This window comes from Providencia rettgeri, assembly GCF_001874625.1.
In the GTDB taxonomy this organism is placed as follows: Bacteria; Pseudomonadota; Gammaproteobacteria; order Enterobacterales; family Enterobacteriaceae; genus Providencia; species Providencia huashanensis.
In genome coordinates, this window is sequence record NZ_CP017671.1 from 2,140,192 (window position 1) to 2,157,474 (window position 17,283).

The 17,283-nt window shown below is 39.1% G+C and carries 18 protein-coding genes; 8 read left to right on the forward strand and 10 right to left on the reverse strand.

Features of this window, described 5'->3' with window-relative positions; translation table 11 throughout:
- Positions 1 to 29: 29 nt before the first annotated feature.
- On the reverse strand, positions 30 to 608 hold the full coding sequence (sodB, locus tag RB151_RS09825; RefSeq protein ID WP_042844026.1) for a superoxide dismutase [Fe]: 579 nt from the start codon (positions 606 to 608) through the stop codon (positions 30 to 32).
- A gap of 470 nt (positions 609 to 1,078) precedes the next feature.
- On the opposite strand from sodB, the gene RB151_RS09830 reads away from it, so the two are divergent.
- Positions 1,079 to 1,426, forward strand: coding sequence for a Grx4 family monothiol glutaredoxin (locus RB151_RS09830; protein ID WP_042844025.1), 348 nt, complete (start codon positions 1,079 to 1,081; stop codon positions 1,424 to 1,426).
- An 81-nt stretch (positions 1,427 to 1,507) separates the two neighbouring features.
- On the opposite strand, the gene rnt is transcribed toward RB151_RS09830, so the two are convergent.
- Positions 1,508 to 2,152 carry a ribonuclease T gene (gene rnt / locus RB151_RS09835; RefSeq protein WP_042844024.1) on the reverse strand — a complete coding sequence of 215 codons (645 nt, stop codon included), beginning with the start codon at positions 2,150 to 2,152 and terminating at the stop codon, positions 1,508 to 1,510.
- A 127-nt stretch (positions 2,153 to 2,279) separates the two neighbouring features.
- Complete coding sequence (gene gloA / locus RB151_RS09840) at positions 2,280 to 2,687, reverse strand: lactoylglutathione lyase (RefSeq protein WP_004910442.1); 408 nt, start codon at positions 2,685 to 2,687, stop codon at positions 2,280 to 2,282.
- Positions 2,688 to 2,863: 176 nt separating this feature from the next.
- Here gloA and RB151_RS09845 point away from each other — a divergent pair, with 176 nt between their 5' ends.
- Together RB151_RS09845 and slyA are read left to right on the forward strand one after the other, a co-directional pair.
- Entirely contained in the window at positions 2,864 to 3,103 is a 240-nt protein-coding gene (locus RB151_RS09845; RefSeq protein WP_042844023.1) for a DUF1289 domain-containing protein, read from the forward strand.
- Positions 3,104 to 3,640: 537 nt separating this feature from the next.
- A complete protein-coding gene (gene slyA / locus RB151_RS09850) occupies positions 3,641 to 4,075 on the forward strand; it encodes a transcriptional regulator SlyA (RefSeq protein WP_042844021.1) in 435 nt (144 codons plus the stop codon).
- 483 nt (positions 4,076 to 4,558) lie between these two features.
- Here slyA and RB151_RS09855 read toward each other — a convergent pair whose 3' ends face one another.
- A complete protein-coding gene (locus RB151_RS09855) occupies positions 4,559 to 5,026 on the reverse strand; it encodes a glycine zipper 2TM domain-containing protein (RefSeq protein ID WP_042844020.1) in 468 nt (155 codons plus the stop codon).
- A 519-nt stretch (positions 5,027 to 5,545) separates the two neighbouring features.
- On the opposite strand from RB151_RS09855, the gene anmK reads away from it, so the two are divergent.
- From anmK to pdxY, 4 genes are all read left to right on the forward strand, one after another.
- Positions 5,546 to 6,667 (forward strand): anhydro-N-acetylmuramic acid kinase, encoded by a 1,122-nt coding sequence (gene anmK / locus RB151_RS09860; RefSeq protein ID WP_042844019.1) that lies wholly within the window; start codon positions 5,546 to 5,548, stop codon positions 6,665 to 6,667.
- 19 nt (positions 6,668 to 6,686) lie between these two features.
- Entirely contained in the window at positions 6,687 to 7,340 is a 654-nt protein-coding gene (pdxH, locus tag RB151_RS09865; protein WP_042844017.1) for a pyridoxamine 5'-phosphate oxidase, read from the forward strand.
- Between the two features lie 160 nt (positions 7,341 to 7,500).
- Positions 7,501 to 8,775, forward strand: a complete 1,275-nt coding sequence (gene tyrS / locus RB151_RS09870) for a tyrosine--tRNA ligase (RefSeq protein ID WP_042844016.1) — start codon at positions 7,501 to 7,503, stop codon at positions 8,773 to 8,775.
- 233 nt (positions 8,776 to 9,008) lie between these two features.
- Positions 9,009 to 9,872 (forward strand): pyridoxal kinase PdxY, encoded by an 864-nt coding sequence (pdxY, locus tag RB151_RS09875; RefSeq protein ID WP_042844015.1) that lies wholly within the window; start codon positions 9,009 to 9,011, stop codon positions 9,870 to 9,872.
- Positions 9,873 to 9,927: 55 nt separating this feature from the next.
- Here pdxY and gstA read toward each other — a convergent pair whose 3' ends face one another.
- Positions 9,928 to 10,533 (reverse strand): glutathione transferase GstA, encoded by a 606-nt coding sequence (gene gstA, locus RB151_RS09880; protein ID WP_042844014.1) that lies wholly within the window; start codon positions 10,531 to 10,533, stop codon positions 9,928 to 9,930.
- Positions 10,534 to 10,825: 292 nt separating this feature from the next.
- Between gstA and RB151_RS09885 the strand changes: the two genes are divergently transcribed.
- Entirely contained in the window at positions 10,826 to 11,692 is an 867-nt protein-coding gene (locus RB151_RS09885) for a DUF817 domain-containing protein (RefSeq protein ID WP_071548026.1), read from the forward strand.
- Positions 11,693 to 11,713: 21 nt separating this feature from the next.
- Here the strand turns inward: RB151_RS09885 and sapF are convergent, their stop codons facing one another.
- Genes sapF through sapA form a run of 5 tightly spaced genes read right to left on the reverse strand, consistent with a single transcriptional unit; the run spans position 11,714 to position 17,039 of the window.
- Complete coding sequence (gene sapF, locus RB151_RS09890) at positions 11,714 to 12,520, reverse strand: putrescine export ABC transporter ATP-binding protein SapF (RefSeq protein WP_042844012.1); 807 nt, start codon at positions 12,518 to 12,520, stop codon at positions 11,714 to 11,716.
- Entirely contained in the window at positions 12,520 to 13,515 is a 996-nt protein-coding gene (sapD, locus tag RB151_RS09895; protein WP_042844011.1) for a putrescine export ABC transporter ATP-binding protein SapD, read from the reverse strand. Before sapD ends, sapF begins: the two co-directional genes overlap by 1 nt.
- The gene (gene sapC, locus RB151_RS09900; RefSeq protein WP_042844010.1) at positions 13,515 to 14,405 is read right to left on the reverse strand and encodes a putrescine export ABC transporter permease SapC; all 891 of its coding nucleotides are present in this window, start codon (positions 14,403 to 14,405) and stop codon (positions 13,515 to 13,517) included. Before sapC ends, sapD begins: the two co-directional genes overlap by 1 nt.
- Positions 14,392 to 15,357, reverse strand: a complete 966-nt coding sequence (gene sapB / locus RB151_RS09905) for a putrescine export ABC transporter permease SapB (protein ID WP_042844008.1) — start codon at positions 15,355 to 15,357, stop codon at positions 14,392 to 14,394. The genes sapC and sapB overlap by 14 nt, the downstream gene beginning before the upstream one ends.
- Positions 15,354 to 17,039 (reverse strand): ABC transporter substrate-binding protein SapA, encoded by a 1,686-nt coding sequence (gene sapA / locus RB151_RS09910; RefSeq protein WP_048607026.1) that lies wholly within the window; start codon positions 17,037 to 17,039, stop codon positions 15,354 to 15,356. The genes sapB and sapA overlap by 4 nt, the downstream gene beginning before the upstream one ends.
- Positions 17,040 to 17,283: the final 244 nt, after the last annotated feature.

Here is a 17,283-nt window from a genome sequence, read left to right on the forward strand (position 1 = left end):
CTTAGCTATTTAGAAATCAACAGATATCACTATGCTAAATTTTCTTCAACAAACTTCCAATTGACTAGCGCCCAGAAGTTTTCTAAGTATTTAGGACGCGCGTTACGGTAATCGATATAGTAAGCATGCTCCCAAATATCAACTGTTAATACAGGCTTATCTTCACCAGAAATTGGCGTTGCAGCATTAGATGTATTAACGATAGCTAAGCTACCATCGGTTTTTTTCACTAGCCATGTCCAACCTGCGCCAAAGTTTTTGGTCGCAGCGTCAGTAAATTGCGCTTTAAACTCAGCGAAAGAACCGAATGCTTTATTAATCGCATCAGCAACTTTGCCTGTTGGTTCTCCACCTGCATTTGGCGCTAAACAATGCCAATAGAAGGTGTGGTTCCAAACTTGAGCAGCATTGTTAAAAACCCCAGCGTCAGAAGTTTTGATGATCTCTTCTAGAGATTTACCTTCGAAGTTAGTGCCTTTGATGAGGTTGTTTAAGTTAACAACATAAGTGTTGTGGTGCTTGCCATAGTGATATTCTAAGGTTTCAGCAGAGATATATGGTTCTAAAGCATCTTTAGCATACGGTAGAGCGGGTAGTTCAAAAGACATTGCGTACTCCTTGATTGCTTTTGTATAAAATACTTCGGGTGTTTGCTCTTAAAATGAGCTAATTAAAAGATGGCAATTTGTTATCAACATTTCGCTCATTGGCGAGATGGTATTTAATATATTAATGATAACACGATAAACCTTACAAAGGGTAATGGTAATCATGTTACTTATATGTTAGCAAAAAACAAAATCATTAACTATTTATATTGTATGGGTATTTGTGAGGAAGAACGCCAGTTTTTTGAATTTAAACAATAGCGAGTTATTTGTTTGACTTAGGTGAGCAGAAGATAGAAAAGGTGCCTTTTTGGTTTTTTGGATGTTATAGTAATGCCCCTGTAAAACTGGCATATTGTATGAAACAATTAAGTTTCACATTATAATGGTCAATGCATTCTATTAAGTCGCAGTAAATCATGCTTGTCGGCTGACTGCAAAACCAGCATCTTTGTTCTAAGGAAGTAAAAATGACGACAATTGAAAGAATCGAGCGCCAAATCAAAGAAAACCCAATTTTATTATACATGAAAGGCTCTCCAAAACTTCCGAGCTGTGGTTTTTCTGCTCAAGCAGTCCAAGCTCTGTCTTCTTGTGGTGAACGCTTTGCTTATGTTGATATCCTACAAAACCCAGATATTCGTGCAGAACTGCCAAAATATGCAAATTGGCCAACTTTTCCTCAACTGTGGGTTGATGGGGAGCTGGTTGGGGGCTGTGATATTATCATGGAAATGTTCCAGCGCGGTGAACTTCAATCATTGATTAAAGAAACTGCGGATAAATATCGCCCAACAGACGAAACTAGCGCAGAATAATATTGCGATAGATAACAAAAAACCGTATTTAGCTAACGTAGTGGTATTTTAGCAAATACGGTTTTTTTATATGTAATTCAATTACTCTTCGTTCTCAACGATAGGCCAGCCACCAAGCTTTTTCCATTTGTTGACAATCTCACAAAACAATAGGGCAGTACGGTTAGTATCATACAGAGCACCGTGGGCTTGTTTCCCATCAAATGGAATACCCGCAGCGACACATGCTTTTGCTAAAATAGTTTGGCCGTACACTAAACCACTTAATGCTGCAGTATCGAAGGTTGCAAATGGGTGGAATGGGTTACGTTTTAAACTCGCGCGTTCTGCGGCATTCATAACAAAGCTGTGATCAAAATTTGCATTATGAGCAACAATAATTGCGCGGTTACAATCCGTGTTCTTCATTCCTTTGCGGATCACTTTAAATATTGCGTGTAATGCTTCGTATTCACTTACGGCCCCACGTAATGGATTAGTAGGGTCAATGCCAGTAAAGGCGAGCGCAGATGGCTCAAGGTTTGCACCCTCAAATGGCTCTATATGAAAATGCAATGTTTCATCCATAGACAGCCAGCCGTCTTTATCCATTTTTAAGGTAATCGCGGCGATTTCTAACAGCCCGTCAGTTTTGGCATTAAACCCACCGGTTTCAACATCAATAACAACAGGGTAATAACCCCTGAAACGGTTAACCAGGGCATTAGGATTATTTTTTTCAGACATTAGGACTTTCGATTATAAGTTTCTGATTGGCTCGTATTATGCCAAAACCAGTAAAAATTTGTAGGTAAACATAGAAGAAAATTAAGGCAGCCAATTGGCAGCCTTAATTTTGTAATTGAAAGGTCAATTAGTGACCTAAGCCTTTACTTGCACTTTTGTTTTCAATTAATTCAATTTTATAGCCATCAGGGTCTTCAACAAATGCGATAACAGTTGTTCCCCCTTTTACAGGGCCGGCTTCACGAGTAACATTACCACCTGCATTGCGGATATCATCACAAGTTTTTGCAACGTCATCGACACCTAGTGCAATATGACCATAAGCATTCCCCATATCGTATTGATCAACACCCCAATTATAGGTTAGCTCAATGACTGCGCCTTCGCTTTCATCACTATAACCAACAAAAGCAAGAGAATATTTATACTCAGTATTTTCACTGGTTCTTAACAGGCGCATGCCCAGTACTTTGGTGTAAAAATCGATTGAACGCTGCATATCTGTAACACGCAACATAGTATGAAGTAAGCGCATATTATAAACCTCTTAAAATTTCCAGAAAAAACCTGAATCGTTGTATTTATTAATATAACGTGTCTATATTGATAAATACAATGGTTGTAGCATATTTTTTAATCGAACGGCAGTGATGCTTATTTTCATAGTATATCATACATTTATTGTGTTTTTTCTTTTAAGGGGATACCTATATGGCTGAGCAACTCGAGTTCTTTGATATTCCAAGCCCTTGCCGTGGTATTTGCCAAGTAAATGAACAAGGTTACTGCCGAGGTTGTTATCGTACACGAGATGAGCGTTTTAACTGGTTAAAATTTTCTGATCCTGAAAAACGAAATATTATTCGATTATGCCGTCAACGGTACTTAAGGTCACTGAGTAAACAGGCGACTGCAAAAGATTTACCCGATCCCCAACAACAGCTTTTTTAAAGTGTAATACAAATGAATCTATTTTTATAATTCAATTAATTGTTTTGTTAATTAAAGTAACTAGTTCTTTTTTAATTATTTTATTTTAATTAATTTCGTTGTTTATCTTTCAATAAAATTTTATTTATTCAAAATAGCTATAGATTCTATAAAAACAACCATAAATAACATATTTTTAAGATTAACTATATACTTTTGTTTTTAAACCATTTATTTGGTATTGCTTTTTTATTGTTAGTTGTAATTACTATAAGGGTTAAAATAGATAGATCCGAAAGGAGAGTAAGGCTATTCTTATTAATAAGATAATTGATAGGTTGCTTTATTAAGCCTACTAATTTGAAAAGGCATGAGTCGCAAGGTATTAGTTAGAGGTACATCGTCTCATGAAGAGTTTGTCATCACTATAAATAGGTATTTGTTGTCCTATGCATCAATAAAAAGTTGTAAATATAAAAGGAAATTAATATATAATTTAAAAAATAATATGAGTCTGGTATATTTTTTAGACATTATAATTATATAAAGGAGGGTAAATTGGAATCACAAATTGGAACAGAATTATCACGTGTAGTCCGTATGTGGAGAGCATTAATCGATCATCGTTTAAAACCCCTTAAACTTACGCAAACACATTGGGTTACATTACATAATATTAGCCAGTTACCACCGGAACAATCGCAAATACAACTGGCAAAGGCAATAGGAATAGAACAACCATCACTAGTGAGAACCCTTGACCAATTAGAGGAAAAAAAACTCATTTCTAGGCATATATGTGCAAATGATAGGAGAGCTAAAAGAATAAAATTGACAGAAGAGTCTGAACCATTTATTAAGACAGTAGACCAAGTAATTAATAATACACGGCTAGAAATATTGAATAATATTAGTGAAGAAGAGCTTGAGCAACTGTCTCAGTTACTTCTTAAACTTGAAAGAAACATTATACAGTTACAGAATGACTCTTGAATTTGGTATAATTTAGCATGTGAATAAATATAACACCAACTATTATTATGGTGATTATTATAAAGACAATAATTATTCAAATTGATTTTAAATAAAATGATCTTTATAGATGGTAAATTATTTCTGTGAAATATATATTGTATTGCAGTTATTTTTGTAGTGTATGGTTTGAGTTAAAATAATTTCTTTAACATTATTCTGCAATCATTAGTTAGTGATGATACACGGCTTGTAGAATACTCAGCAATAAAACCTTCACTAAAAAATGATAACTTAAATAACTATTTCACATTGAATAATGAAATATCTATATGTATAACTAGAGGGATGACTAACTAGAATACTACACATGATATTAAAGATAAAAATATAGGAAAATAATTAATTAATAGAGGTTATTAATAACTAAATATTAGTTAATTAACACTAAGTATGTTCACCGACCATGAGCCGGTGAACATATTTTAATTTAGAATAGTAAAGTTAGCGAGGAGATACAGTGACTGTATTGCCGCTATTTGCAATCATAACGCGTTGACCGTTACGGAAAGTGCTTGGGTCTTGTTTTTGAACAACCACGATATTTTTGCCGCTATCTAAGCGAATTTCTAACTGAACCCCTTGGCTTTTATTCAATGCGCCTTGTGCTTGCTGACCTGCTAAGCCACCTGCTATTGCGCCTGCTGCAGTTGCTAGTGTATTACCAGTACCACCACCAATAGTGTTACCTAATAAACCACCGAGCACAGCACCACCAATTGCGCCAATAACGTTACCATCTTCACCAGCTTGAATTGTCACAGGGCGGGCATTCAAAACGGTACCATAGGTTACAGTCTGTACCTGTTTCGCATCCTTGGCTGAAATAGTATCACCAGAAAGCGTACTGGTATTGACACAGCCTGATAACGCTGCAACTGCAACAACACCTACAAAAACTTTCTTAAGCATAATAACTCCTATGAGATTTGCTGTCTGTGGCACTAACATAGCATCGTATATTTGTTTTCACCATAAACACAACAATTATCAAAATAATGGTATTAAAAAGCGAAGGTTAGATTACTTATTTTGGTTTAAATAGAGTGTAAACACTAGGTAAAATATCTCAAATTCAGGATTATTTCACTGACAAAGGCACTGTTTGTTAAAGGGATGTCAAGTTATGAGTATGATTTCGCATCTATAGCTAAATAGGACGCCTTATCATCTTAGTCAAGACCCTGTAACTAGTGCTTGGTTTATAATTTTATTATGAACCATTGTAAACAAAAAGAGAAATCGTGATATTAAAAAGTGCCTTTTTTATTTAGTTTGTCTAGTTATTTTTAACTTAAAGGTGATTATTTATTATTCCTGCGAAGCTGCCCGAGAAATTGCATCGAATTGTTGACAAAAATCTTCATCAAAGCACAATCTTTTATAGTGATATTTAGTCAAGTTAATGTGCACACTGAAGGAACAAGCATAATGATTAAGTCCGGTCGTTACATAGGTGTCATGTCGGGAACGAGTTTAGACGGTGTTGATGTGGTGCTTGCAGCAATCAGTGATAAGTTTGTTGCTGAACAATCTAGTTTGAGTGTCACATTCCCAATTGAATTAAAGAAAAAAATTTTAAATATTTGCCAAGGGCAAACAACAACATTGTCAGAGGTTGGCAAAATTGATCGGCAGTTAGGGTCATTGTATGCAGATGCTATTAATCAGCTGTTGGTACAAACCAGTTTAACGTCTGAAGATATCATCGCTATTGGCTGCCATGGTCAAACTGTTTGGCATGAACCTGATGGCGAACAGCCTTTTACCATGCAATTAGGTGATAACAACAGAGTTGCCGCTTTAACGGGGATCACCACTGTTGGGGATTTTCGTCGTAGGGACATGGCATATGGCGGGCAAGGTGCACCATTGGTGCCTGCATTTCACCTTGCTGTATTAGGGCATCCTACTGAGAAACGCATTGTATTAAATATTGGTGGAATTGCGAATGTGACAGCTTTATTACCTGGTGCTTATGTTAAAGGCTACGATACAGGTCCTGGGAATATGTTAATGGATACATGGACTTGGCGTAATAAACAGAAAGCATATGATAAAGATGGTCAATGGGCGAGTAGTGGCAAGGTTGATAACACATTATTAAAATCCATGCTAAGCGACCCATATTTTAGACGCTCATCCCCTAAAAGCACAGGGCGTGAATATTTTAATATGCAATGGTTAGAGAAACACTTAGATAAGTTTCCATTAATTTCTGCTGAGGATGTTCAAGCAACGCTTTGTGAGCTGACGGCAACATCGATTACTGACCAAGTTTTATTATGTGGCGGCTGTGAGCGCTTAATTGTTTGTGGTGGTGGCGCAAAGAATCACTTTCTAATGCAGCGTTTAGCGGCTTTGTTACCGGGGATTGAGGTCGCTCCTAGTGATAAATTTGGGTTAAGTGGTGACGATATGGAAGCGTTAGCTTTTGCGTGGTTAGCGGCTCGAACTGTAGCCGGTTTATCAGGAAATCTTGCTTCTGTAACAGGGGCAAGTGAAGAAACTGTTCTCGGTGCGATATACCCTAAAAATATCGCTAAAAAATAACCGTATTAAGGATATAAAAATGAACGAGCTAGATGAAATAGACCTCGCATCGGTACGTCGTGAATACACAAAAGGTGGTTTAAGACGTAATGATTTAACACCAAACCCATTAACACTGTTTGAATTGTGGATGAAGCAAGCGTGCGAGGCTCGTTTAAGTGACCCAACAGCAATGTCGGTTGCTACAGTTGATGAAACAGGGCAGCCCTATCAACGTATTGTATTGTTAAAGCATTTTGATGATAACGGTTTAATTTTTTATACCAATTTAGGTAGCAGAAAGGCGCAACATTTAGAAAAAAATAACAAAATAAGTTTGCACTTTCCATGGTACCCGCTAGAGCGCCAAGTCAATTTTACGGGTGTCGCTGAGCGATTAAATCCAATTGAAGTTGTTAAGTATTTTCATAGTAGGCCTAAAGACAGCCAAATTGCAGCGTGGGCCTCTGCGCAATCATCTAAAATCTCTGCTCGAGGGATTTTAGAAGGCAAGTTTTTAGAGCTAAAACAAAAATTCAAAAATGGCGAGGTTCCATTACCCAGTTTTTGGGGTGGGTTCCGAGTGGTTTTTAATAGCGTTGAGTTTTGGCAAGGGGGCGCTCACCGCCTTCATGACCGCTTTTTATATCAACGCGAAGGGGATGGCTGGAAAATTGACAGATTAGCCCCTTAATTATAGTTTTTTAACTGGCACTTAATTGATATGCGCTTTATGCTATAGACTCATTTAATAAAATTGACAAATTAAACTGACGAGCTTTTGATATGAGTCTCAAAATCGTTGGTTTTTTAACCCTAAATAGATAGACAAAATTCAACCGATGGAGTCATTGATGTCTAGCAATAACCTGATTAAACAATTGCAAGAGCGGGGCCTCGTTGCCCAGGTAACGGATGAGGATGCGTTAGCAGAGAGACTGGCGCAAGGGCCTATCTCCCTCTATTGCGGCTTCGACCCTACCGCTGACAGCTTGCACTTGGGACATCTGGTTCCTTTGCTGTGTTTAAAACGATTCCAACTAGCCGGGCACAAGCCTGTGGCGTTGGTGGGTGGCGCAACGGGCCTAATTGGCGATCCGAGCTTTAAAGCTACTGAACGTAAATTAAACACCACAGAAACCGTTCAAGAGTGGGTAGAAAAAATACGCAACCAAGTATCACCATTTTTAAGTTTTGATTGTGGTGATAACAGCGCACGCCTTGCTAACAATTATGATTGGTTTGGTAAAATGGATGTGCTGACATTCTTACGTGATATTGGTAAACATTTCTCCGTTAACCAAATGATCAACCGTGAATCTGTTAAGCAACGTTTAAACCGTGATGATGTAGGGATCTCGTTCACCGAGTTTGCTTATAACCTGCTACAGGGTTATGACTTTGCCAATATGAATAAAGAGATGGGTGTTGAACTGCAAATTGGGGGTTCAGACCAATGGGGTAACATTACCTCCGGTATCGACTTAACTCGCCGCTTACATCAAAATCAAGTGTTTGGTATGACAGTTCCTCTAATTACAAAAGCGGACGGTACTAAGTTTGGTAAAACCGAGGGTGGTGCAGTATGGTTAGATTCTAAGAAAACTAGCCAATATAAATTCTATCAATTCTGGATTAACACCGCTGATGCTGACGTTTATCGTTTCTTAAAATTCTTCACTTTTATGGAATTAGAAGAAATTCAAGCATTGGAAGAAGAAGATAAAAATAGCGGTAAAGCACCTCGTGCTCAATATGTTTTAGCTGAGTTAGTGACTAAACTGGTGCATGGTGAAAGCGGGTTAGCCGCAGCAAAACGTATTACTGATAGTTTGTTCTCAGGTGCGGTATCTGATTTAACAGAAGCTGATTTTGAGCAACTAGCACAAGACGGCATGCCTTGTATTACACTAGATGCGGGAGCTGACTTACAACAAGCTCTAGTTGATTCAGAATTAACGCCATCTCGTGGACAAGCAAGAACTGCAATCAGTTCTAATGCAGTATCCATTAACGGTCAAAAACAAACAGACCCTATGTATGTATTTAGTGATGCAGACCGTTTATTTGGTCGTTATACTTTAATCCGTCGTGGTAAGAAAAACGACTGTTTAATTAATTGGAAATAGCTCTGACTAACCTTTGTAATATTAGCCTGGGGTTCCCCAGGCTATACTCGTCATATTTCAATTTGCATAGGTGTTGATTGTGTCCAGTTAGCCGAGTATAGAGTCAAGTATACTCATAGGGCTTTCTTCTCTTGTCGCCTCCATGCAACTCGAATTATTTGGAGTATATTCATATTAGCAATGGCGAATCACTGATTTCTCTTCATTCGACATAACAATTCTTTGGGTTCTTAATGAAAAGCGTATTATCAATTCAATCCCATGTTGTTTTCGGCCATGCAGGAAACAGTGCCGCTGCATTTCCTATGTGCCGAATGGGCGTAGATGTGTGGCCACTTAATACCGTACAATTTTCGAATCACACGCAATATCCACAGTGGACAGGGAATGTTTTTTCAGCTCAGCACTTAACCGATATCGTTGAAGGCTTAGCAAAAATCCATAAATTAGAAGTTTGTGATGCGGTTTTAAGTGGTTATATCGGTTCCGCAGAGCAAGGGGATGATATCCTTGCGATTGTACAAAAAGTTAAAGCGGCAAATCCACAAGCACTTTATTTTTGTGACCCTGTCATGGGGCATCCTGAAAAAGGCTGTATCGTTGCACCAGGTGTTGCGGAGTTTCTTTGTCACCGTGCATTAGCAGTAAGCGATGTCATCGCCCCAAATCTACTTGAGTTAGAAACTTTAGTTGGTAGAAGTATTAAAACAGTAGATGAAGCAGCACAAGCCGCTCGTGAATTATGTCACAAAGGGCCGAAAATTGTGCTGGTGAAGCATTTAAGCCGAGCAGGCTATCGGGCTGATCGTTTTGAAATGATCTTAGTGACGGCAGAGCATAGCTGGCATGTGAGTCGTCCACTTGTAGATTTTGGTGAAAAACAACCAGTAGGCGTCGGTGACTTAACGAGTGGTTTAATGTTAGTCAATTTATTGAAAGGGGAGCCTCTTGATAAAGGGCTTGAGCATGTTGCAGCCGCAATATACGAAGTGATGATTAAAACCAAAGAAATGGGTGAATACGAATTACAACTGGTTGCAGCCCAAGACAAAATGGTCAATCCTGAACATAAATTCTGTGCGACGCAGTTAGATTAAATTTAATGAGTTAATAAAATAGATAGCGCCCGTTGGTTGAGCGCTATCTTACGGATTAAATCAGTCCTTCAGCTTTTAATGCATCTTGGACATTAGGGCGTTTGGCAATTTTAGCCATGTAATCTTGTAGGTGGGTTAGGCTAGCTAAATCCAGCCCGACATGTTTTGCCCAACCACTAACGGTAAATAAATAAGCATCGGCAACACTAAAGCTATCACCAGCAAAGAAAGCCTGTTTTGATAGTACGTTGTCGACATATTTAAACTTATTAAATAATATGCCACGAGCGGTGTCTTTATATTCTTCTGGTGTACCGGGGGTAAATAACGGCGAGAAATTTTTATGTAATTCTGTCGAAATAAAATTAAGGGCTTCGAGTTGGTGATAACGTTTCATCGACCCTGGTAGTGCGATTAGGTTACGATCAGGTTTTTGATCAGCAATATATTGAACAATAACAGCACCTTCTGTTAACTGCTCACCATTATCTAGCACTAAAGTTGGAACTTGTCCTTTAGGGTTTATTGCTAAATAATCCTCGCCTTTCTCTGTTTTTTTCTCTTTGATATTAACTCGTTCAATACTGAAGTCTAATCCAGTCTCACGCAGAATAATATGAGGGGACAGCGAGCAAGCACCGGGAGCGTAATACAATTTCATGATAAAACTCCTAAGTTATTAAGTGGGCATTCATATAGCAAATAAACACATATCACTTAAGTATATCATTACTTTCTGTTAACGAATTGCCATCAGGTGCGAGATACATACAAAAATTAAAATTTAAACAAAAATAGGGCCCAAGAGTAAAAATGAGAATGTTAAGGTAAAAGAAAAAAAGCCATAAAATTAAGATAGTTGCCTTAGGTGTATTCGCTATGCTTTGCTAAAATCTACAGCTTACTTTGTATATAAAAATACAGTCGCACAATTGAAATTAGCGAGTAAATAAATGACCAACGGGTGTCAAAAATTAAATATCTTAGGGAAGCTAGATAAAATTTTGATGGCGCACACGCCAAATAATAGCCAAGGGATTAAACGTTTTATTTTAGAGTTCTGGTTCTTTGGTATCATCAATGCACGTTCTTGTTTATTTGCTGGTTTTTTCTTTTTGGCCTTATTTTTAGTGCCAGCGAAAGGGGTAATGGGGCTTCCTCGCTATGATGCCCTATTAATTTTTGCCGTCACATTTCAAGCTTTATTGGTATGGTCAAAACTAGAAACATGGGATGAATTAAAAGCAATCTGTGTTTTTCATTTAGTCGGTTTTATGATGGAGTTATTTAAAACCTCTGCAACTATTGGTTCATGGCAATACCCCGATGAGGCTTATTCCAAGCTTTGGGGCGTTCCTTTGTTTACTGGTTTTATGTATGCGGCGGTAGGGAGCTATATCATTCAGTCTTGGCGGTTTTTTAACGTTAGAATTGAACATTACCCACCTTATTGGATGGCGACATTTGTTGCTCTTGCCATTTATGTGAATTTTTTTAGCCACCATTATATTGATGATTACCGTTGGTATTTGACAGCTTTTATTTTTGGCTTGTATGCACGTAGTGTCGTTTTTTATACCCCATTAGATAAAGAACGCAGAATGCCTTTATTACTAGCTTTTATGTTGATTGGTTTTTTTATTTGGTTAGCTGAAAACTTTGGGACATTTTTTGGTGTTTGGCAATACCCAAACCAAATTGGTGCTTGGTCAATGGTGCATGCGGGCAAATGGGGAGCATGGTCACTGTTAGTGATTGTCACCTTCACAATTGTTGTACATCTCAAACATATTAAGGCAAATGTGACAATCTCACGCTAATAGCATAAATAGCGGCATTAATTATGATAAATCTTGCCGCCATGCATCGATAGATAAAGGCTCACCAAAATGGCTTTCAATTAGGCGGCGAGTGACATCATGCAGAGGGGCGGCTAAAACTTCAGCAGTATTGCCTCGCTCGACAACTTCTCCTTTATCCATCACTAGCATTTTATCGCTAATATGTTTCATCATGCCTAAATGTTGGGTGACATAAATAAAAGCAATATCTTGCTTTGCTTGTAAATCCAACATTAGATTAATGATTTGCGAACGCATCGACATATCTAAAGAAGCCAATGCTTCATCCGCAACAATAATTTCCGGCTGTAGGATAAGTGCTCTAGCCAATGCGATGCGTTGTTTCTGCCCTGATGCTAACATATGAGGGTAATATTCTGCATGGTCAGCAAGTAAACCTACTTGGCGAAGTGTTTGAATTATACGCCTTTCACGCTCAATTCCTGTTAAATCAGTGTTTAGCTTTAAAGGAAGCTCAAGGGTCTGGCCAATACGCTGCCTTGGGTTTAATGAGGTGCTGGGGTCTTGGAATATCATGCGAACCCGTTGACAACGGTAACTGTAATCACCAAATTTGAGGTGCTGCCCACGGATAAAAATATCGCCACTAGTGGGCTCGACAACACCTGATAACATACGTGCAAGTGTCGACTTCCCTGAACCGTTGGCGCCAATAATGGCTAAGGTTTGGCCCGCTTGTAAGTTAAAACTGACAGGTTTTACGGCTTGTAACTCATGGCGATGAAATAGCCCTTCACGGAAACGGAAAGTCTTAGTGAGGTTACGTACTTCAAGTAAGGTTTCCATTATGGCTGTTCCTCGGTGTTTAACGGATAGTGACAAGCAACGAGATGGCCTTTAATACTGCGTAATTGAGGCGCAATGATACAAGTACGCTGCGCATAAGGGCAACGTGGACCAAGGCGGCAACCAATAGGCAAATGTTCCAGTGAAGGAATTGCACCGGGTAAGGTATTCAACCGCCCTTTGTGAGGAATTGGGCTTTCAAAATCAGGAATTGAACGAATTAGGGCTTGTGTATATGGGTGCCGTGGGCGCTGTAACATATCTTCAGGAGTCGCACTTTCAACGGTTTGACCACAATAAAGTACATTAATACGGTCAACTAATTTTGACATCATTTCCAAATCATGGCTAATCAGTAGAATACCCATGTTATTGTTTTGATTTAACTTATCAAGTAAACGAAATATTTGAGCTTGCGTGGTGGACTCCATTGCGTTGGTCGGCTCATCCGCAATCAATAAACGGGGTTGGTTAGCAATGGCGATAGCTATCATCACTTTTTGGCATTCACCGTCAGTGAGTTCATAGGGATAGCTACGCATAATATCTTTATGGTCTTTAATACCAACCCGGTGTAATAACTCTATCGCTCGGCGTTTTCGCCAATTAAAGCGTTGCCACCAACGGCCCTTATAGGTCCAACTGGGAATAGATTGAATTAGCTGTTTACCAATATCTGCCGCAGGGTCGAGACAAGACTGGGGCTCTTGAAATATCATTGAAATATTATGGCCAATTAACCGGCGGCGTTTACGAGGACTGAGTTTTAATAAGTCGATATCTTGAAAACGAAAGCGGTCGGCTGTTACCCTAATATTATCTTTAGTTACCCCACAAATTGCTTTGGCGATTAGGCTCTTACCTGAACCTGATTCGCCGACTAAACCGCGTATTTCACCTTCAGATAGAGTCATGGATACACGGTCAACCGCTTTAACAGGGCCATTCGCCGTCATAAATTCGATGGTTAAATTGCGGATGTCTAATAGTGGCATTATTCAACTCCCGCATTAATCGCTCGGTGTAACCCATCGCCTAAAAGGTTAACAAAGAGCACGCTTATCATGATAGCAATACCAGGAAGGATCACGGTCCAAGGTGCGACATAGATAAGTTCTAAAGTATCACCAAGCATTGCCCCCCATTCAGAGGAAGGGAGTTGTGCACCTAAATCAAGAAAGCCTAAAGCGGCAATGTCTAATATGGCAATTGATAGCGCGCGAGTCAGCTCAGTAACCAAAATTGGTGTGATGTTAGGAAGTACGGTATACCATAAAATAAAAATATTTGACGCCCCATCAAGGCGTGCGGCGACAATATATTCTTTATCTAATTCATCATGCACTGCAACATAAATAGTTCTTACCATTCGAGGAATCAATGCAAGACAAATAGCTAGCATAGCATTTTGCAAACTAGCCCCCATAAATGCCACAACAATAATGGCTAATAATAATGAGGGAATAGACAATAGGGTATCAAGTATATGGTTAAACACTGCGGATTTTAACCCACGAGTCATTCCGGCTAAACAACCTAAAACCAACCCGATAATTGTCGCAATGAAGGTCACTAAAATAGCAGAGCCAAAAGTTGATTTAGTACCGATTAATAGCCGGCTAAGAATATCGCGACCAAGATCGTCAGTCCCGAAGAAGAATGCGACCTCACCGTAGTGCGACCAAGAGGGTGGTGTTAATTGATAACCTAAAAACTGTTGATCTAATGCGTAAGGAGCAAGATAAGAACCTGTAAAGCATAGAGCCAACAAAATTAGGACGCCAATAAACCCCACCATTGAAATAACATCTGATGAAAATAAATTCCATACCACACGTGTTGGGGATGGCATTTTTTGTTCACGATAAAAATTATCTGAGGACATACCAATCCTTATGCTTTAATGGGTCCATCATAGCGCCTAAAATATCAGAAAGTACATTTACTGTAATGACTAATGCACCGATTAGCATTACCCCGGCTGAAATCGCCGAATAGTCTTCTTGACGGATCGCAGTGACTAACCAACGGCCAAGCCCCGGCCAGTTAAAGACTAGCTCGGTTACCATTGTGAGAGTTAGCATTGTTGAGAACTGTAACCCAAGTTTAGGGATGATAGGTGGAATAGCATTGTGAAAAATATGGCGCTGAATAATTTTAATTCTTGAGAGGCCGCGGATAGCTGCGGCTTTTATATAGTTTTCACTAGCAATTTCTTCGGTACTGTTCCTCACCAAACGTATAACTTCTGTCGTGGGAGCGAGTGCTAGGGTTAGCACGGGCAGCATCATATGCTCAAGTACGTTAATTATCATATCCTTACGATAGGGCGAATCTGAAAGCCATGCATCAATTAAAGCAAACCCTGTTACCGGTTTAAGATTATATAAAAGGTCAATACGACCAGAGACGGGGAGCCACCCAAGATGTAATGAGAAGAATAAAGTTAAAACAAGCGCTAGTACAAAGACAGGCACAGAAAAGCCCAATAAAGCAAAAATACTGATAACAATATCGGCAGGTTTGTTACGCCAAAAAGCCGCTATAATTCCAAGCGGGATCCCTGTGGTTAATGCAAAGATAAAGGCTAAAATACACAGCTCCATTGTTGCAGGGAAGGTATCTTTTAGCTGTTCGGTTATTGGCTCACCATTGATACTAGAAACACCAAAATCAAAATGAAGTAAACCATCGAAATAGAAAATATAAGCATCAATGAGTGACGCACCACTTAACGGCGCGTTAGGTGTAAAATAACTTAAGCTAAAGCTCACTAATGATAAAAAGAATACGGTAACTAGTAGCAATAAAAAACGACGCAGAGAATAAATTATCATGGTTGCGAACTCGGCTTTTTAGGTGCAACTTTAATTTTTTGCTCCATTTCACGATACACCCCAGCAAAGGATGTGTTACCAAAGGCACTGATCATTAAGCCCTTAATATCATAACGATATGCTTGTAAACGTAAAGAATAGGCTAGGGGTAAAACGGGAAGCTCTTCCCCTAAAATTTGCTGCGCTTGATGGTAATAATCGATACGAGCAGCGAGTTGTTGTGTCAGCAATGCTTTATGCAAAATCTCATCAAATGAAGGGTTGCACCAGTGGCTCAAGTTGGTCTGTGAACCTATTGCTGCACAGCTAAGCAAAGGACGAAAGAAACTGTCAGGGTCATTACTGTCTGTTGTCCATCCTGCGAGTGTCATATCATGAGACCTATCCATTAATTGGTTTTCTTGAAAGCGGCCTTCAACAGAACGGATATTCATAATAACTCCGACTTGTGCTAAATCAGCTTGGATAAGCTCAGCCATTTTCAATGGGCTGGGGTTGTATGATTGTGAAGCAATTGGCACCCATAAGTCTAACTTGAGGTTTTCTAACCCCATTTCTTGTAGCATTTGCTTTGAGAGTTCTGGATTGTAATCTGTTATTTTTGCTTGGTTATCATATGCCCACGAAGCCCTAGGTAGGATTGATGCCGCTGTTTCAGCGGTACCATAATAAATAGACTGCATTAGCCTTTCATTATTGATCGCATAAGCAATAGCTTGGCGTACTTTTAGCTTATCTAATGGCGGTTTACTGGTATTAAATGATAAATAAGCGATATTCATACCCGAGCGCATGGAAATCCGTAAGCGTGGGTCATCACGTAACACTTTTAGTTGGCTTGCCGCGGGGTAAGCTAAAACGTCGCATTCCCCTGTGAGTAATTTTGAAATACGCCCAGTTCCACCGGCACCCATATCGACGACGACTTCTTCCATACGAGGTTGACCTTTCCAATATTGGTCATTTCTAAGTAAACGAACAAATTGCCCAGCTTGGTAGTCATCTAAATTAAATGGCCCTGTGCCAACAGGACGCCAGTCAATCAACTCTTGGCGGTTAATACTCGAAAGGTAGTCTGCATATTCAGCCGACAGGATAGGGGCATAGTGAGTCGCTAAGTGCCATAAGAAGGAGGCATCCGGTGAGTTCAAACGGAACTCAACCGTATAGTTATTAATTTTTTGTATACTTTGTACGCTACTCGCAAATTGCAAACTATCAAAATAAGGGTAACGGCCACCATTAATATAATGGTAAGGATGATTTACCTCAAACATACGGGCGAAGCTAAACACAACGTCATTTGCATTCATGTTACGGGTCGGTGAAAACCAAGGCGTATTTTGGAATTTTACGTCTTTACGTAGGTGTAAACGGTAAGTTGCGCCGTTATCAAGAACCTCCCAACGTGATGCAAGTTCGGGAATTAAACGATAGGTAAAAGGGTCGACATCTAATAGGCGGTCATAAATTTGTGCGCCAAGAGGGTCGACAATGAGCCCACTGCTGACCAACTGAGGGTTAAATGTTGTGACGATGCCATTTACACAATAAATAAAACCTTTTTGGCGTATATCAGCTGGGACCTCGTTTGCCACGATGTCTGGGTAATGCCCTTGGTTAGCAAGTGCACGGGCAGATAAAGAAATGATAAGTAAAAACCAAAAAGTTAGTTGGCGCATAACACTGATATCGTTAACCTGAATGAGCCTATTGTAGCGTAAAAATAGGGGCTCTGGGTATAAGCAAAATTTTAATCAAAAAAATAGGAATGAATAGGCGTAATTAATGGAGTAAACCTAATAATCTAACTTTAAATTATTAGGTTTATCATTGAACTATGTCTTAATGAGAAAAAATCTCATTAAAAAGCTTTACAAACGGCATTGATAACGATTATCATTCGTTTTGTCGATTAAGCAAACG

What these genes read in the sequence shown, in the direction of transcription:
- RB151_RS09885 (WP_071548026.1), top strand. Translation starts at nt 10,826, where the DNA reads ATGACCAACGGGTGTCAAAAATTAAATATCTTAGGGAAGCTAGATAAA.
- gstA (WP_042844014.1), bottom strand. Translation starts at nt 10,533, where the DNA reads ATGAAATTGTATTACGCTCCCGGTGCTTGCTCGCTGTCCCCTCATATT.
- sapA (WP_048607026.1), bottom strand. Translation starts at nt 17,039, where the DNA reads ATGCGCCAACTAACTTTTTGGTTTTTACTTATCATTTCTTTATCTGCC.
- RB151_RS09855 (WP_042844020.1), bottom strand. Translation starts at nt 5,026, where the DNA reads ATGCTTAAGAAAGTTTTTGTAGGTGTTGTTGCAGTTGCAGCGTTATCA.
- pdxY (WP_042844015.1), top strand. Translation starts at nt 9,009, where the DNA reads ATGAAAAGCGTATTATCAATTCAATCCCATGTTGTTTTCGGCCATGCA.
- sapF (WP_042844012.1), bottom strand. Translation starts at nt 12,520, where the DNA reads ATGGAAACCTTACTTGAAGTACGTAACCTCACTAAGACTTTCCGTTTC.
- RB151_RS09830 (WP_042844025.1), top strand. Translation starts at nt 1,079, where the DNA reads ATGACGACAATTGAAAGAATCGAGCGCCAAATCAAAGAAAACCCAATT.
- pdxH (WP_042844017.1), top strand. Translation starts at nt 6,687, where the DNA reads ATGAACGAGCTAGATGAAATAGACCTCGCATCGGTACGTCGTGAATAC.
- rnt (WP_042844024.1), bottom strand. Translation starts at nt 2,152, where the DNA reads ATGTCTGAAAAAAATAATCCTAATGCCCTGGTTAACCGTTTCAGGGGT.
- gloA (WP_004910442.1), bottom strand. Translation starts at nt 2,687, where the DNA reads ATGCGCTTACTTCATACTATGTTGCGTGTTACAGATATGCAGCGTTCA.
- sodB (WP_042844026.1), bottom strand. Translation starts at nt 608, where the DNA reads ATGTCTTTTGAACTACCCGCTCTACCGTATGCTAAAGATGCTTTAGAA.
- anmK (WP_042844019.1), top strand. Translation starts at nt 5,546, where the DNA reads ATGATTAAGTCCGGTCGTTACATAGGTGTCATGTCGGGAACGAGTTTA.
- sapC (WP_042844010.1), bottom strand. Translation starts at nt 14,405, where the DNA reads ATGTCCTCAGATAATTTTTATCGTGAACAAAAAATGCCATCCCCAACA.
- tyrS (WP_042844016.1), top strand. Translation starts at nt 7,501, where the DNA reads ATGTCTAGCAATAACCTGATTAAACAATTGCAAGAGCGGGGCCTCGTT.
- sapB (WP_042844008.1), bottom strand. Translation starts at nt 15,357, where the DNA reads ATGATAATTTATTCTCTGCGTCGTTTTTTATTGCTACTAGTTACCGTA.
- sapD (WP_042844011.1), bottom strand. Translation starts at nt 13,515, where the DNA reads ATGCCACTATTAGACATCCGCAATTTAACCATCGAATTTATGACGGCG.
- RB151_RS09845 (WP_042844023.1), top strand. Translation starts at nt 2,864, where the DNA reads ATGGCTGAGCAACTCGAGTTCTTTGATATTCCAAGCCCTTGCCGTGGT.